The sequence below is a fragment of the Streptomyces sp. NPDC000410 genome (assembly GCF_040300305.1).
GTDB lineage: Bacteria > Actinomycetota > Actinomycetes > Streptomycetales > Streptomycetaceae > Streptomyces.
Window position 1 is genome coordinate 169835 of record NZ_JBEPDM010000001.1, and the last position, 15145, is coordinate 184979.

Consider the following 15145-nt stretch of genomic DNA (forward strand, 5'->3'; position numbering starts at 1 on the left):
AGTCGGGGCGGAGTCCGGGCGTTGCCGGGATTCGGCCTCCCGGTCGCCCGGCAGATGGCCATCATGGCTTCAGGAACGGCCCGGTGGATCCGGTCGATACGGTCGATACGGTCGATTCCCTGAGGAAAGCTCGGAAAGGCGGGGGTTGCGGGTGAACGACGAGGAGAGCGGGGGCGTCCAGGGCCTGCGCGCCTGGGCGCTGGCCGCGACGAAGCGGGCCCTGCGGCTGTCCCCGCACATGGGCCCGACGGCCGCCGCACGGGGCGCGTATGACAGCTCGGTCGCCGAACTGGCGCAACTGACACACCTGTTGGACCACGACCCGGAGCTGCGGAGCACGGTGAGCATGCAGCTCGGCTGCGTGCTCGCGATGCGCTTCCTCACGGAGGGCAGTTCACCGGAGGACCGCACACCGGAGAACCGTTCACCGGAGGAGGACCGGGAGCAGGCTCAGCGGCTGCTGCGCGACGCCCGCGACCCCAGGACGCCGATCGGGGCGGCGACGGATGTGGACGACAGGCGGTGGGCCGCTCTGTTCCTGCTGAATCTCATGATGCCGTGGGCCGGGACCGCGACCGGCGGGGCGCCCGACGTCTCCACGTTCCTCGACTGGCACGCGAAGCTGGGCGCCACGGGGACGGCATCCGCCGTGCATGAGATGCGGGAGCTCCTGGCCGATGTCCGGGAACTGCCGCTGCCACCTGAGCTGCAGGCGCAGGTGCGACAGCTGACCGCGCTGTTCGACGCCCTCGCGGGCTCCGCCACCCCCGACTCCGTACGCCGGTTCGCCGATTTGCTGGGGGACGGCTTCCCGTCCATGGACCGGATCCGGATGATGGCCGACATCGCGGCGGGTCTGTCGACCACGCCTCCGGAGCCGAGCGTCCGCCCCGACCCCTCCGGCGCGGATCACGGCGCGGATCACGGCGAGGCCCCCACCACACCCCCTGCCTCCGACCACGGCGAGGCCCTGGGCATCGCCATGAGCGCCGCTGTCTCCTCGGTGCTCGACGCGTTCACAGCGCTCCAGAGCGGCGACCCGGAAGTCCTCAACCAGGCACTCGGACGGCTGCGCGCCGCCTCCGAGCGGATGCCACCCGGACACGAACTGGACCCCCTGATCAAGATGCTCGCCGCCACCCTGATGCAGACCCAGGCCGTCGGCGGCAATCTCCAGGACCAGTCGCTCGGCCGCACGCACATGAGGACGCTGGCCGAGCGGTTCGGCCTGTTCGCGGGGGACTCCACGGATCCGGTGGACCGCGAATTCGCGGTTCTGCTACGAGTGGCTCCTCTGTCCGCGGAGCTCCGCGAGGCCCATGAGGCGGAGGACGTCGAGGCCGTACGCGCCCTGCACGCCGAGCTCGTCGCAATCGAGGCGGGCATCCCCCAGGACGACACGTGCCACTTCATCGCTCTGGCCGTCCTCGGCCAGGCCTGCATCACGCTCGGCATGCTCACCCACGACAACGACATGATGGTGCGCGGCGGCGCCTACGTCGAACAGATCATGGCGACCGCGGACTCCCTGCCCCCGGCCTTCCGGGAGTGGATGGCGCAGGCGGTCACCCTGCCCGACACCCTGCGCGCCGCTGCCACCGGCGACCCGACGCTTCTCCAGGGCCACGCCCCCGCGCCCCCTGACGCGCCGAGAGGGCAGCGCTGGGCCTCCACGATGTCCCTGGGAGTCCGGTACGGCCTCACCCACGACCCGGCGGACCTCGACCCGCTCATCGCCGAACTGGAACGGATCCGCGACGACTTGCGGCGGGGCGAGGAACCCTGGTTCGCCGCCGACGCCATGTGGCGCCTGGCGGAGGCCTACCGTGCCCGCTGGCACCACACCGAGGACGCGACGGCACAGGCCACCGCCACGGACACCGCGCTGGCGGCCCTCCACGTACTCGCGGGCGACGTCATCCTGCAACAGGGGCCTGAACACGGTCTGTTGACGGCACGCTCCGGAGCCGAACGCGGCGTACGGGCCGCCATCTGGGCCGCGGGGCAGGGCCGTGTCGACGACGCGGTGGCCGCACTCGAAGTGGGCCGCGCCATGGTGCTGCATGCGGCGTCCGCGTCGCGGACCGTGCCGGAACTCCTCGAGGCGCGCGGTCATCAGGAGCTCGCCGAGGCATGGCGGGCCGTCGGCGCGGGCCATGCCCCGACGGCCGACGGGCCCCCGGGTGAGCTGCCCAGCACCCTGCGCCGCCGTGCTCTGGAGGCTCTCGGCCACCGGCGGCAGGGCAACCTGTTCGCCACCCCCACGGTGAGCGACCTGGCGGACGGTGTCGCCGAGAGCGGAGCGGACGCGTTGGTCTATCTGCTCCCCGGTGACGGCGACGCGGTCGGCGTGGGGCTGATCATCGGGCCGGACATCGGTGTCGGCGTGGGCGGCCTCCCGCTGCTGTCCGGCACCGGGAGCGGCCCTCTGGAGCACTACCTCGACGCGGCCGCCGAACGCTCCCGGCGGCTTGGCGAACCGGCCGCCGAGCGGGCCTGGGAGGAAGCACTGTCGGCGCTGTGCGACTGGGCGTACCAGGCGGCGCTCGACGAGATCGTCCCGGTCATCGTCCAGCGGCTCAACGCCGGCGACAACCCCCGCAGGAATCCCACGGCCCCACCGCGCATCGTCCTGGTTCCGTGCGGCCGCCTGGGCGTCGTCCCCTGGCACGCCGCACGCCTGCCCGAAGCGGCACCCCACGACTACGCCTGTCAGGCCATGGTCATCAGTTACTCGGCGTCCGGCAGCCAGTTCCTGCGCACCGTGCGGCGCGCACGGCGCGACCCTGCCGCCGATCCGATCCTGGTGGCCGACCCGCGACTGGACCTGGTCCACGCCGAAGGGGAGGTCACAGCGCTGTACGAGGCCTTCTACCCGCGGGCGCGGCTGTACGGGGAGTTCTACGAACCGCCCACGGAACCGGCGGCGACCGGCACACCCGACGAGCTCCTCGCGCTGGTGGGCGAGACCCCCTCGCTGCTCCATGTGGCGTCCCACGGCTCCGCGGGGGTCAGCCCGACGGTGTCGGCCCTGCATCTCGCCTTCCCCGACGGCACCGACGGGCTGCCCGCCGAGGAGGGCGGCCCGGGGGCCGTCCCGGACCGGGGGATGCTGACCGTGGCCCGGCTGCTCGACCAGCGGGGCGGTGGACAGCAGGACGCGGACGGCGGCCCGTTGGTGGTCCTGAGTGCCTGCGAGACCGACCTGAGCACCCGCGACCACGACGAGGCGCTGACGCTGACGACGGCGTTCGTGTCGGGCGGGGCGCGCAATGTGGTGGGTTCGCGGTGGACGACCCAGGACGGCGCGTCGGCCCTGATGATGGCGGTGTTCCACCACTTCCTGGCGGTCGAGGGGCACAGCCCGGCCGACGCGCTCAGGATCACGCAGATGTGGATGCTCGACCCGGACCGCCAGAATCCGGGCTCACTGAGCGGCGAGCTCCTCCGCGAGATGCACCGCCCCGGGCTGGAACGCCTCCCGGTCTGGGCCACATTCATCCACCAAGGACACCCGGGCCCCGGATAGCGGGCCACCGCCGGAACGGGGAGCCGCTCCTGGGGCGGCTTCGCCGAAAACAGGAGGGGCCGGGCTCTTGAGAGCCCGGCCCCTTCCGATCTGCGTGTTCGCCGGCTCAGCGACGTGGTGTCACCTCATCCGCTCAGACGTTGAAGCGGAACTCCACCACGTCCCCGTCCTGCATCACATAGTCCTTGCCCTCCATACGGGCCTTGCCCGCCGCGCGGGCGTCGGCGACCGAGCCCGCCGCGACCAGGTCGCCGAAGTGGATGACCTCGGCCTTGATGAAGCCCTTCTGGAAGTCGGTGTGGATCACACCGGCCGCCTCGGGGGCCGTCGCGCCCTTCTTGATGGTCCAGGCGCGGGACTCCTTGGGGCCTGCCGTGAGGTAGGTCTGGAGGCCGAGGGTGTCGAAGCCCACACGGGCCAGTGTGGCGAGGCCCGGCTCCTCCGCGCCGACGGACTGGAGGAGCTCCATGGCGTCCTCCTCGTCGAGCTCGGCGAGGTCCTGCTCCAGCTTGGCGTTGAGGAAGATCGCCTCGGCCGGGGCCACCAGCGCGCGCTGCTCGTTCTTGAAGTCGTCGTCGGTCAGCTCGTCCTCGTCGACGTTGAAGACGTAGAGGAACGGCTTCGTGGTGAGGAGGTGCAGGTCGTGCAGGAGCTCGGCCTTGTCCGAGCCCTGGAGGATGCCCTGCGAGAAGAGAGTGTCGCCGCGCTCCAGGATCTCCTTGGCCGCCTCGACCGCCGCGACCTTGGGAGCCACGTCCTTCTTGATCCGGGCTTCCTTGGCCAGGCGCGGCAGGACCTTCTCGATGGTCTGGAGGTCCGCGAGGATCAGCTCGGTGTTGATCGTCTCGATGTCGTCCTTGGGCGAGACCTTGCCGTCGACGTGCACGACGTTCTCGTCCTTGAAGGCCCGGATGACCTGGCAGATCGCGTCGGACTCCCGGATGTTCGCCAGGAACTTGTTGCCGAGGCCCTCGCCCTCGCTCGCGCCCCGGACGATGCCGGCGATGTCGACGAAGTCGACGGTCGCGGGCAGGATCCGCTGGGAGCTGAAGATCTCGGCCAGCTTGTCGAGGCGGGGGTCGGGGACGCCGACCACGCCGACGTTGGGCTCGATGGTGGCGAACGGGTAGTTGGCCGCCAGCACGTCGTTCTTGGTCAGGGCGTTGAACAGGGTCGACTTGCCGACATTCGGCAGACCGACGATTCCGATCGTGAGCGACACGTTGGCGACTTCCTGGAGTAGGACTGGCTGAGGGCGGGGCCCGGCCACGGATGGGCCGACTCCCCAGTTTACGGGCGGGGTGCAAGCGGCGGTGACGGCGGCCGATGGGCGTGATCGCGTCGAACTCAACGCCAAGGTCACCCAAAGGGCGTGTCCTGTGCCGGAATACTCACCTAATGCGACCTACGTTGGGTGCGTGGAGCAATGGACAGGTCCCTCGCAGCAGCGGCCACGGCCGCAGGCCCCTCTTTCCGTACAGGGTGCGCTCATCGAGGGCGCCTCGGTGTACCGGGTCACGGCCCGGCCCGGTCGCGCCGGTCATCCCGCGCAGCCCGGTCGCCCCGGTCGCGCCGGTCATCCCGCGCAGCCCGGCAAGCCCGGCGGGCGGCGGCCCGGCCGCCAGGTGCCGCCTGTGGTGGTCGCGCTGCGCAGGCTGCCGAACCCCCGGCTGACCGGGATCGGGGCCGGGCTCTTCGCCTCGGCCGTGATGCTGCTGATCGGCTCGCTCGACCAGCTGCTGTTCGACGGCTCGGCCGTCGTGTACGGCGTGCTGTTCCTGCCCGTCAGCGCTCTGACCGCGCTCTGGGTGCGGTCGGCCGACCTGGTCAGCGCGCCGATCAGTGTGCCGATCGCCTTCACCGTCGGGCTCGTGCCGGTCTCCGGCGGCCCGAGCGGCATCGGCGGGCAGGTGATGGCCGTCGTCACCGCCCTGGCTGTCCAGGCCGGCTGGCTGTACGGCGGCACGCTGGTGGCCGGGCTCATCACGACCGTACGGAAGGTGCGCCTGATGTCCCGTCGGCAGGTCGCCCGGGCGGGCGCCCGCCCGGCGGCCGGCCAGGTCACGCGCCGCCCTGCGGGCCGCGCCTAGGGCCTGTCCGGTCGATCAGGCCGGATCAGCGAGCGGGGGTCCCCCCACGCCCGCAGGGCGTAGGGGGAGGGTCTGGTGCGTGCGGCTGCAGGGCGGAGGAGGGAATCGACGCGGAGCGTCGGTGACCGACGAAAACGCGGCAGATGTGCGTGCCAGGGCACGCGAGCCCGGCAAGATCGGCCGGGCAGGCCCTAAGGCCTGTCCTTCCGGATCTTGCCGGTCCCTTCGGGCGGTGCGGTGCAGCGCCCGAAGGGCGGGTACGGCCGCACCGGCCACGCCCTGTACGACCCGCTCAGGCCGCCGCCCGGCGCTCCGCCGCCGTCATCGCCGCGCCCACGATCCCCGCGTTGTTCTGCAGCTGCGCCGGGACCAGCTCCGCGCGGACGTGCTTGATCAGCGGCAGGAACTTGTCCGCCTTGCGGCTCACCCCGCCCCCGATGATGAACAGCTCCGGCGAGAACAGCATCTCCAGATGGACCAGGTACTTCTGGACCCGGTTCGCCCACCGCTCCCAGGTCAGCTCCTCGTCGTCCTTGGCCTTCGTCGAGGCGCGCTTCTCCGCCTCGTGGCCGTTCAGCTCGAGATGGCCCAGCTCCGTGTTCGGCACGAGCTCGCCGTCGATGAAGAGCGCGCTGCCGATGCCCGTACCGAACGTCAGCAGCATCACCGTCCCCTTGCGGCCCCGCCCCGCGCCGAAGGTCATCTCCGCGACGCCTGCCGCGTCCGCGTCGTTGAGCACGGTCACGGGCAGGCCCAGGCGGTCGGCCAGCAGCCCGCCGCCGTCCAGGTCGACCCAGCCCTTGTCGACGTTCGCCGCCGTGCGGATGGTGGAGCCGGTGACGACGCCGGGGAAGGTCACGCCGACCGGGCCCGACCAGCCGAAATGGCCGACCACCTCGGCAACGCAGTCGGCCACGCCCTCGGGCGTGGCCGGCTGTGGTGTCAGCACCTTGTGGCGGGGCTCGGCGAGATCGCCGCGGTCCAGGTCGACAGGAGCGCCTTTGATGCCCGAGCCGCCGATATCCACTCCGAAGACGTTCATGACGTCCACCGTAGGGGCAGGGGCGGGCGGACGCCCGGTGTTGCTCCTGTTACTCCTGGACGAGATCCGCAGCCTCCGCGCGCAGGTCGCGGCGCAGTTCCTTCGGGAGGGAGAAGGTCAGCGACTCGTCCGCCGTCTTCACGATCTCGACGTCGGCGTAGCCGCGCTCCGTCAGCCACTCCAGGACCTCCTGCACCAGAACGTCCGGCACGGACGCGCCCGAGGACAGGCCGACGGTGGTCACGCCCTCCAGCCACGCCTCGTCGATCTCGCTCGCGAAGTCGACCAGGTACGCGGCCGGCACGCCGGCCTGCTTGGCGACCTCGACCATGCGGATCGAGTTCGAGGAGTTCTTCGAGCCCACGACGATGACGAGCTCCGCCTGCCCGGCGAGCTCCTTGATCGCCAGCTGGCGGTTCTGCGTGGCGTAGCAGATGTCGTCGGACGGCGGGGAGATCAGCTGCGGGAACTTCTCCTTCAGCGCGTCCACCGTCTCCATGGTCTCGTCGACCGAGAGCGTGGTCTGGGAGAGCCAGACGACCTTCGACGGGTCGCGGACCTCGACCTTCGCCACGTCCTCCGGGCCGTCGACGAGCTGGATGTGGTCGGGGGCCTCGCCGGAGGTGCCGATGACCTCCTCGTGGCCCTCGTGGCCGATCAGGAGGATGTCGAAGTCCTCCTTGGCGAACCGGACGGCCTCCTTGTGCACCTTGGTGACCAGCGGGCAGGTGGCGTCGATGGTCGCGAGCCGGCCCTGGCGGGCCTCCTCGTGGACCGTGGGGGCCACGCCGTGGGCGGAGAACATCACGATGTTGCCCGGCGGCACCTCGGTCGCCTGGTCGACGAAGATCGCGCCCTTCCGCTCCAGGGTCTGCACGACGTACTTGTTGTGGACGATCTCGTGGCGGACGTAGATCGGGGCGCCGTACTGCTCAAGGGCCTTCTCCACGGCGATCACGGCACGGTCCACCCCCGCGCAGTAGCCACGGGGAGCGGCGAGCAGGACGCGGCGGGCCTTCGATGCAGTCATGCCTCCCATCGTAAGGGCGTGCCGAACGGGCCAACGATCGCCCGTGGGACTGAGACTGGTCCGTACGTGATCTCCGTACGTGAGCAGGGAGGTTCGTCCTTATGGCGGGCGCGCGGAACGGCACGGATCCGGATCCGGGCACGGGCACGGGCACGGGCACGGACACGCACACCCGGCTGCGGCGGAGCATCGGATTCCGGGACCTGGTCGTCTACGGACTGCTCTTCATCGCCCCCATGGCGCCGCTCGGCGTCTTCGGCACCCTCGACGCGCGATCGCACGGCGCGATCGCCCTGGTGTACGCCATCGCGACCGTCGCCATGGCCCTCACCGCGTTCAGCTACGCACAGATGGTGCGGGTCGCCCCGCAGGCCGGATCGGTCTTCACGTACGCGCGCAAGGGGCTCGGCGAGGGGCCCGGCTTCATCGCCGGGTGGATGGCGATGCTCGACTACCTGCTCATCCCGGCCGTCGCGTACCTGTTCTCCGGGATCGCGATGGAAGCGCTGGTTCCGGCGGTGGACCGGTGGGTGTGGACGGGCGTCGCCGTCGTGGTGACGACGCTGCTGAACCTGTGGGGCGTACGCACCGCCGCCCGGGTCGGCTTCGCGGTGCTGGCGGTGGAGATCGTGGTGCTGCTGGTCTTCCTGGTCGCGGCTGCCGTGGTACTGGCGCAGGACGGGGCCCAGCGGGGCTGGGCGTCTCCGCTCACGGGTGACCGGGAATTCGCGCTGAGTGCGGTGATCGGGGCGGTGTCGGTGGCCGTGCTCTCGTTCCTCGGCTTCGACGCGATCGCGGCCTTCGCGGAGGAGGTCACCGGAGGGTCGCGGCAGGTGGCGCGTGCGCTGCTGTTCTGCCTGGGGATGGCCGGGACGCTGTTCGTGGCGCAGACGTATCTGGCGGCGCTGCTGCAGCCCGTGTCGTCGGCGGAGCTGGCGGCGGATCCGGCGCTGCAGGGGACCGCCTTCTACGACGCCGTCGACGCGTCGGTCGGCACGTGGCTGCGCGACCTGGTGGCGCTGAGCAAGGCCATCGGGGCGGCCTTCGCGGCGCTGGCCGCACAGGCCGCCGCGGGACGGCTCCTCTTCGCGATGGCGCGCGGGCGGCGGCTGCCGCGCGCCCTGGCCCGTACGGATTCGGGGGTGCCGCGCGTGGCGCTCCTCGTCGCCGCCGCGGTGACGATGACGGCGGCGGTGTGGGCGGCCCGGCGCGACGACGGCCTGGACCATCTGGTGTCGGTCGTCGACATCGGAGCGCTGACGGCCTTCACGCTGCTGCACGCGAGCGTGCTGGGCTGGTTCGCGGTACGGCGGAAGGAGGGGCCGCCGAGCTGGTGGCGCCATGTGCTGATCCCGGTGCTGGGCGCGGCCGTGACGATCGCGGTGATCGTGGAGGCGTCGCACACCGCGCAGCTGCTGGGGGCGGCCTGGCTGACGGTCGGACTGGTGGTGCTGCTGGGCCAGCGGGGACGGCGGAGACGGCGGAGACGGCGGGGGGCGCCGCCGGCGGCGGGGACGTCGGATGCGACGGCGGGCTGAGGGGGACCCACCGGGGCCGGTGACTCTGGCGCGTCCAGCGGCTCCGGCGCGTCCAGCGCCACCGGGGCGTCGCTCCGGCGCGTCCAGCGCGTCCAGCGGCTCCGGCGCGTCCGGCAGGGGTGGATTGTCCGAGGCGGCCGATACGCTCGCGGGCATGGGTCTGAATACGTCTGCCGAAGCGCCCCTGCCCGTCGGCGAGGTGTCGCGGCTCATCGGGGGGTGGATCGACCGGCTCGGGGCCGTGTGGGTGGAGGGACAGATCACCCAGCTGTCGCGCCGGCCCGGGGCGGGCGTGGTGTTCCTGACGCTGCGCGATCCGTCGTACGACATCTCGGTGAGCGTCACCTGCTACCGGCAGGTGTTCGACGCCGTCGCCGATGTCGTGTCCGAGGGCGCGCGGGTCGTCGTCCACGCGAAGCCCGAGTGGTACGCACCGCGCGGGCAGCTGTCGCTGCGCGCGGCGGAGATAAGGCCCGTGGGCATCGGTGAGCTGCTGGCCCGCCTCGAGCAGCTGAAGCGGACGCTGGGGGCGGAGGGGCTGTTCGCGCTCGACCGCAAGAAGCCGCTGCCCTTTCTGCCGCAGCTGATCGGCCTGGTCTGCGGCCGTGCCTCGGCCGCCGAGCGCGATGTGCTGGAGAACGCGCGGCGGCGCTGGCCGGCCGTCCGCTTCGAGGTGCGCAACGTGGCCGTGCAGGGCGTACGGGCCGTGTCCCAGGTCGTCCAGGCGGTGAAGGAGCTGGACGAGCAGCCGGACGTGGACGTGATCATCGTGGCGCGGGGCGGCGGCAGCGTCGAGGACCTGCTGCCGTTCTCCGACGAGCAGCTGGTACGCACCGTGGCCGACTGCCGTACGCCCGTGGTGTCCGCGATCGGGCACGAACCGGACTCGCCGCTGCTGGACCTGGTGGCGGACCTGCGGGCCTCCACGCCCACTGACGCGGCGAAGAAGGTCGTTCCGGACGTCGGCGAGGAGCTGGACCGGGTGCGGTCGCTGAGCGACCGGGCGCTGCGGACGCTGCGCGGGCTGCTGGAGCGCGAGGAGCGGGGGCTCGCGCACGCGCTGCACCGGCGGGTCATGGAGCATCCGCACCGGATCGTGGAGGAGCGCGAGCACGAGACGGACGCGCTCGTCGCCCGGAGCAGGCGGGTGCTCGGCCATCTGCTGGACCGGGCGGACTCCGAGCTGTCCCACACCCGCGCCCGCGTCGTCTCCCTGTCGCCGGCGGCCACGCTGGAGCGGGGGTACGCGGTGCTCCAGCGCGCGGACGGCGCGGTGGTGCGCGCGCCCGGCGAGGTCACGGCGGGCGAGGAGCTGCGGGCCAGGGTCGCGGAGGGCGATTTCCCGGTCACTGTCGTAGGTCACGAATAGGGTGGTCCGCATGACAGCCACGAACGGTTCGATCGGTGCGATCGGTTACGAGCAGGCGCGGGACGAGCTGATCGAGGTCGTACGCCGGCTGGAGGCGGGCGGGACGACGCTGGAGGAGTCCCTGGCACTGTGGGAGCGCGGCGAGGAGCTGGCGAAGGTGTGCCGGCGCTGGCTGGACGGCGCGCGCGCCCGGCTGGACGCCGCGCTGGCGGAGCGGGATGCCGACGCGGGCGGCACCGGCACGGCCGCGCACCGGGGCGCGGGCGAGGACGAGGAGTCGGACGAGGGGTGAGCCGGGGCGGGGGACGGCTCGGGGGCTGGGGCGCGGGGAACGGCTCGGTGGACGACCCGGGGACTGGTGATCACTTCTGTGAGCCTGATCACCTTGGGTCCGATTTAGTTGAAAGTTAACCTATCCGCCCGTACGTTTGAGAGCGACGCTTGATCAACCTTGCATATCCGGAAGGTAGCAGCATGTCCCTCGCTCTTGACCCCGCCGCCCAGGACCTCCTGTTCCGCGAGGCCCGCACCGCCAACACCTTCACCGACGAGCCGGTGACCGAGGAGCAGGTGCAGGCCATCTACGACCTGGTCAAGTACGGCCCGACCGCCTTCAACCAGTCGCCGCTGCGCGTCGTCCTGGTCCGGTCGGCCGAGGCCCGTGAGCGCCTGGTCCAGCACATGGCCGAGGGCAACCAGGCCAAGACCGCCTCCGCGCCGCTGGTCGCGATCCTCGCCGCGGACAACGAGTTCCACGAGGAGCTCCCGGCGCTGCTCCCGCACTTCCCGCAGGCCAAGGACGTGTTCTTCAGCGAGCGCCCGGTGCGTGAGGGCTCCGCCCTGCTGAACGCCGCGCTGCAGGCCGCGTACTTCATCGTCGGCGTCCGCGCCGCCGGTCTGGCCGCCGGCCCGATGACCGGTTGCGACTTCAACGGCATCCAGAAGGAGTTCCTGGACGACGACCACACCCCGCTGATGGTCGTCAACATCGGCAAGCCGGGCGAGGACGCGTGGTTCCCGCGCTCGCCGCGGCTGGCATTCGACGAGGTCATCAAGACGGTCTGACCCACACCACGACGGGCGCCCGCCGCCGGGGGTCCGGGGGTCGCCCCCCGGAACAGCACAGTCCGCGCTCCCCGCGGCTGGCCTTCGACGAGGTCGTCACGACGGTCTGACCGATTCGGCAGCACGAAGGCCGCCGCACCCCACGCGGGTGCGGCGGCCTTCGCCATGTCCGTACGTCCGCGGGGCCCGTGGGCCCGTCGCGTCAGGACGTCTTCAGGGCCGCCGCCATCTGCGCGAGGCGTTCGAACGACGCCGTACCCGTGATCACCGTCGTCGAGCCCTTGTCGGTGCGGACGAGCGCGTCGTACTTCTGCCCCTCCCAGCGCTGCCAGGTCGCGCCACCCACCGTCTCGGTGCGGTCCGTCCTGGCGGCCTGCTGCGTGACCTCCGGGATCCACTTCCCGACAGGGGCCGTGGACTGCTCGATCGCGACGTACTGGTCGTCCGGGTCGAGGTAGCCGAGGTGCCACGCATTGTCACTCTCACTGCTGTACGTGACCGACGTCGGCTTCCAGCCCTCGGGCAGCCCCGCCGGGGCGGCCACCGGATACGGTGCCGCTCGCCGCGCCGTCACGAGCTCCACGCGGTAGTCGATCGCCGGAACCGGGTCTTCCGGGCCCTCGCGTGGAATGAACAGATAGACCACGAATGCGGCGGCCAGGGTCACCGCCAGCGACTGGACCATCCCGCGTACCGTTTGCTTGCCTCGCATACCTGCCACCGCACTATGGTCGCATTAAGGATGTCTGCTCAAACGTGGGGCCCTCTGCTCAATTTGTCGACGTACCGATAGAGTCACTGCACCCTCCTTTACCGGCCGTCGTCGTACAGAAAGGTGCGCTCCGATGACCGAGCACAACATGCCGTCCCAGCTCGAAGTGTCGCCCGAAGCCCCTGACCGCAACCTTGCCCTGGAGCTCGTCCGGGTCACCGAAGCCGCCGCCATGGCCGCCGGCCGGTGGGTGGGCCGCGGCGACAAGAACGGCGCCGACGGCGCGGCCGTCAAGGCCATGCGGACTCTCGTCCACACCGTGTCGATGAACGGTGTCGTCGTGATCGGCGAGGGCGAGAAGGACGAAGCCCCGATGCTGTTCAACGGGGAGCGCATCGGCGACGGGACCGGCGCGGAGTGCGACATCGCCGTCGACCCGATCGACGGTACGACGCTCACCGCCAAGGGCATGCCCAACGCCATCGCGGTCCTCGCGGCCGCCGACCGCGGCACCATGTTCGACCCGTCCGCGGTCTTCTACATGGACAAGCTGGTCACCGGACCCGAGGCCGCCGACTTCGTCGACATCAACGCCCCGGTCGCCGTCAACATCCGCCGGGTCGCCAAGGCGAAGAACTCCTCGCCCGAGGACGTCACCGTCGTCATCCTCGACCGCCCCCGCCACGAGGGCATCGTCAAGGAGATCCGCGAGACCGGCGCCCGCATCAAGTTCATCTCGGACGGCGACGTCGCCGGCGCGATCATGGCCGTCCGCGAGGGCACCGGCGTCGACATGCTGATGGGCATCGGCGGCACCCCCGAGGGCATCATCACCGCCTGCGCGATCAAGTGCCTCGGCGGCACGATCCAGGGCAAGCTCTGGCCGAAGGACGCCGAGGAGCGGCAGCGCGCGATCGACGCGGGCCACGACCTGGACCGCGTGCTCTCCACCAACGACCTGGTCAGCGGCGACAACGTGTTCTTCGTCGCGACCGGCATCACGGACGGCGAGCTGCTGCGCGGCGTGCGCTACCGGGCGGAGACCGCGACCACGCAGTCGCTGGTCATGCGCTCCAAGTCGGGCACGATCCGCCAGATCGACTCCACGCACCGGCTGTCGAAGCTGCGCGCGTACAGCGCGATCGACTTCGACCGGGCGCAGTAGACCCGAGCCCGATCCCCCGGCGAGTGAGCCGAAGGGGCGCGTCACTGTCGAAAGGGAGACCGCGCGGAGGTCCTGAGGAACGAAGGACCGAGCACGGTCGACCGTCGACAGGGACTTCAGCGCCCCGGAGGCGAATTGAGCCTCAAAAAACACAGAAAGGGGCGTCCCCATGTGCGGTGGGGGCGCCCCTTCCCGTACGTGTCCCACGGTGTGCGGGTACGTCAGGCCGCCGACGCGGACTTCTTCAGCTCCATCTCGCGCCGCCTGCGGCGGGCCAGGACCACACGGCGCTCGGCGGCGGTGAGCCCGCCCCATACGCCGTACGGCTCGGGCTGGAGCAGCGCGTGCTCCCGGCAGGCCACCATCACCGGACAGCGCGCGCAGACGCGTTTGGCGGCCTCCTCGCGGGCCAGCCGGGCGGCCGTGGGCTCCTTGGACGGGGCGAAGAACAACCCGGCTTCGTCCCGGCGGCACACAGCCTCCGTATGCCAGGGTCCGGCCTGATCTTCCCGAGCGGAGGTGCGCTGGGTCGGAACAGCGGCGACCTGCAAGGGCTGATGCGGCAGTTGCAGCACGGTCTACTCCTGACGACGGCTTCGCGAGCGAGAGACGATGCAGCAAGGCCTACCCGCTGTGCGCGCGCCTATGCACTGAGTGGCACGCAGTTCCGAAGGGCGGAATTTCGGCCGTGTTCAGGGGCACGTCGTGGCGCGGCGACTCGCGGCACGCCCTGGCGGGTCCGCGTCGGGTTTCGGCAGGTCGCGTCAGGTCCGGCGGGCCGGATCAGTGTCCGAGGTGCTTGCGCAGGCTGTTCTGGATGAGGTCGGCGATGCGCTTGCCCCGTTTCGGCTTGGCCTCCACATTGCCGAAAACGGAGTATCCGTTGACCACGACGACCGGGGCCTCCGGGTGGGCGGCCTCCAGATGACGCACCTCGAAGTTGCCGAAGACGCCCGTGCCGCTGCCCCGCAGGGAGATGTTCTCCGGGACGCGCACCTCGACACTGCCGAAGATCGAGGTCGCGTTGATCACGGTGAGCCGCTGCCCGAACATCGCCTCGGTCAGATCGATCTCGATGCTGCCGAAGAACGCGAAGGCGTTGGTCCTCGCACCCACGCGCCAGCGCCCCTTGCGGGTGGAGCTGGAGAAGACCGCGACCAGGTTCTCGGCGGGCGCGGCCGGGTCGTCCGGCCCGTACCCGTAGGACACCGGCGCCGGCCGGGGGCTGCCCGTCGGCAGGTCCCGTACGAGGGGCTCCAGCTCCCCGAGGGTCTTGGCCCGGTAGACCGCCTCGATCCGCTCGGAGTGCTCCTCGGCGTCCAGCCGGCCCTCGGCCATCGCCTCCCTGAGGATGTCCGCGATCCGGTCGCGGTCCGCGTCGGACGCGCGGAGGGTGTCCGCGGGGCGCCCGGGTGCCGCGGGCCGCGCGACCGGCTTTTGGGGCTGCCCGCTGCCGGAGGCCGCTGCATCATGCTTGTCGAGGTCCACGGAGCCAGCGTAGCGAAACGCGATAGATCGCGACTAGGGCACACTCTGCCGAGTCCCGGACAACTGAGCCTTACCTCACAGGATCGGGGCCCGGAGCGCGCCTTACGCTTGTGTGCG

The 15145-nt window shown here is 71.3% G+C and carries 13 protein-coding genes; 7 read left to right on the forward strand and 6 right to left on the reverse strand.

Annotated elements, in window-relative coordinates; all coding sequences use genetic code 11:
* Positions 1-151: 151 nt before the first annotated feature.
* Positions 152-3529 (forward strand): CHAT domain-containing protein, encoded by a 3378-nt coding sequence (locus tag ABT342_RS00795; protein ID WP_351564929.1) that lies wholly within the window; start codon positions 152-154, stop codon positions 3527-3529.
* A gap of 133 nt (positions 3530-3662) precedes the next feature.
* Here the strand turns inward: ABT342_RS00795 and ychF are convergent, their stop codons facing one another.
* Positions 3663-4751 (reverse strand): redox-regulated ATPase YchF, encoded by a 1089-nt coding sequence (gene ychF / locus ABT342_RS00800; RefSeq protein WP_351564932.1) that lies wholly within the window; start codon positions 4749-4751, stop codon positions 3663-3665.
* 196 nt (positions 4752-4947) lie between these two features.
* Between ychF and ABT342_RS00805 the strand changes: the two genes are divergently transcribed.
* The gene (locus tag ABT342_RS00805; protein WP_502965434.1) at positions 4948-5619 is read left to right on the forward strand and encodes a DUF6542 domain-containing protein; all 672 of its coding nucleotides are present in this window, start codon (positions 4948-4950) and stop codon (positions 5617-5619) included.
* 292 nt (positions 5620-5911) lie between these two features.
* Here the strand turns inward: ABT342_RS00805 and ppgK are convergent, their stop codons facing one another.
* Together ppgK and ABT342_RS00815 are read right to left on the reverse strand one after the other, a co-directional pair.
* Entirely contained in the window at positions 5912-6661 is a 750-nt protein-coding gene (gene ppgK, locus ABT342_RS00810) for a polyphosphate--glucose phosphotransferase (protein ID WP_351564935.1), read from the reverse strand.
* Positions 6662-6710: 49 nt separating this feature from the next.
* Positions 6711-7700, reverse strand: a complete 990-nt coding sequence (locus ABT342_RS00815) for a 4-hydroxy-3-methylbut-2-enyl diphosphate reductase (RefSeq protein WP_351564938.1) — start codon at positions 7698-7700, stop codon at positions 6711-6713.
* 92 nt (positions 7701-7792) lie between these two features.
* Between ABT342_RS00815 and ABT342_RS00820 the strand changes: the two genes are divergently transcribed.
* The 4 genes from ABT342_RS00820 (at position 7793) to ABT342_RS00835 (ending at position 11663) form a co-directional block, all read left to right on the forward strand.
* A complete protein-coding gene (locus ABT342_RS00820) occupies positions 7793-9229 on the forward strand; it encodes an APC family permease (RefSeq protein ID WP_351564941.1) in 1437 nt (478 codons plus the stop codon).
* Positions 9230-9383: 154 nt separating this feature from the next.
* A complete protein-coding gene (gene xseA / locus ABT342_RS00825) occupies positions 9384-10598 on the forward strand; it encodes an exodeoxyribonuclease VII large subunit (RefSeq protein WP_351564943.1) in 1215 nt (404 codons plus the stop codon).
* A gap of 10 nt (positions 10599-10608) precedes the next feature.
* A complete protein-coding gene (locus ABT342_RS00830; RefSeq protein ID WP_351564945.1) occupies positions 10609-10890 on the forward strand; it encodes an exodeoxyribonuclease VII small subunit in 282 nt (93 codons plus the stop codon).
* Between the two features lie 182 nt (positions 10891-11072).
* Positions 11073-11663: a malonic semialdehyde reductase gene (locus tag ABT342_RS00835; RefSeq protein ID WP_351564948.1), complete on the forward strand. Its 591-nt coding sequence runs from the start codon at positions 11073-11075 to the stop codon at positions 11661-11663.
* A 202-nt stretch (positions 11664-11865) separates the two neighbouring features.
* On the opposite strand, the gene ABT342_RS00840 is transcribed toward ABT342_RS00835, so the two are convergent.
* Positions 11866-12375, reverse strand: a complete 510-nt coding sequence (locus tag ABT342_RS00840; protein WP_351564949.1) for a DUF4245 domain-containing protein — start codon at positions 12373-12375, stop codon at positions 11866-11868.
* Positions 12376-12508: 133 nt separating this feature from the next.
* Here ABT342_RS00840 and glpX point away from each other — a divergent pair, with 133 nt between their 5' ends.
* Positions 12509-13540, forward strand: a complete 1032-nt coding sequence (glpX, locus tag ABT342_RS00845) for a class II fructose-bisphosphatase (RefSeq protein WP_351564952.1) — start codon at positions 12509-12511, stop codon at positions 13538-13540.
* Between the two features lie 221 nt (positions 13541-13761).
* Here glpX and ABT342_RS00850 read toward each other — a convergent pair whose 3' ends face one another.
* Complete coding sequence (locus ABT342_RS00850) at positions 13762-14115, reverse strand: WhiB family transcriptional regulator (protein WP_351564955.1); 354 nt, start codon at positions 14113-14115, stop codon at positions 13762-13764.
* 208 nt (positions 14116-14323) lie between these two features.
* Positions 14324-15028 (reverse strand): DUF1707 SHOCT-like domain-containing protein, encoded by a 705-nt coding sequence (locus ABT342_RS00855; protein ID WP_351564958.1) that lies wholly within the window; start codon positions 15026-15028, stop codon positions 14324-14326.
* Positions 15029-15145: the final 117 nt, after the last annotated feature.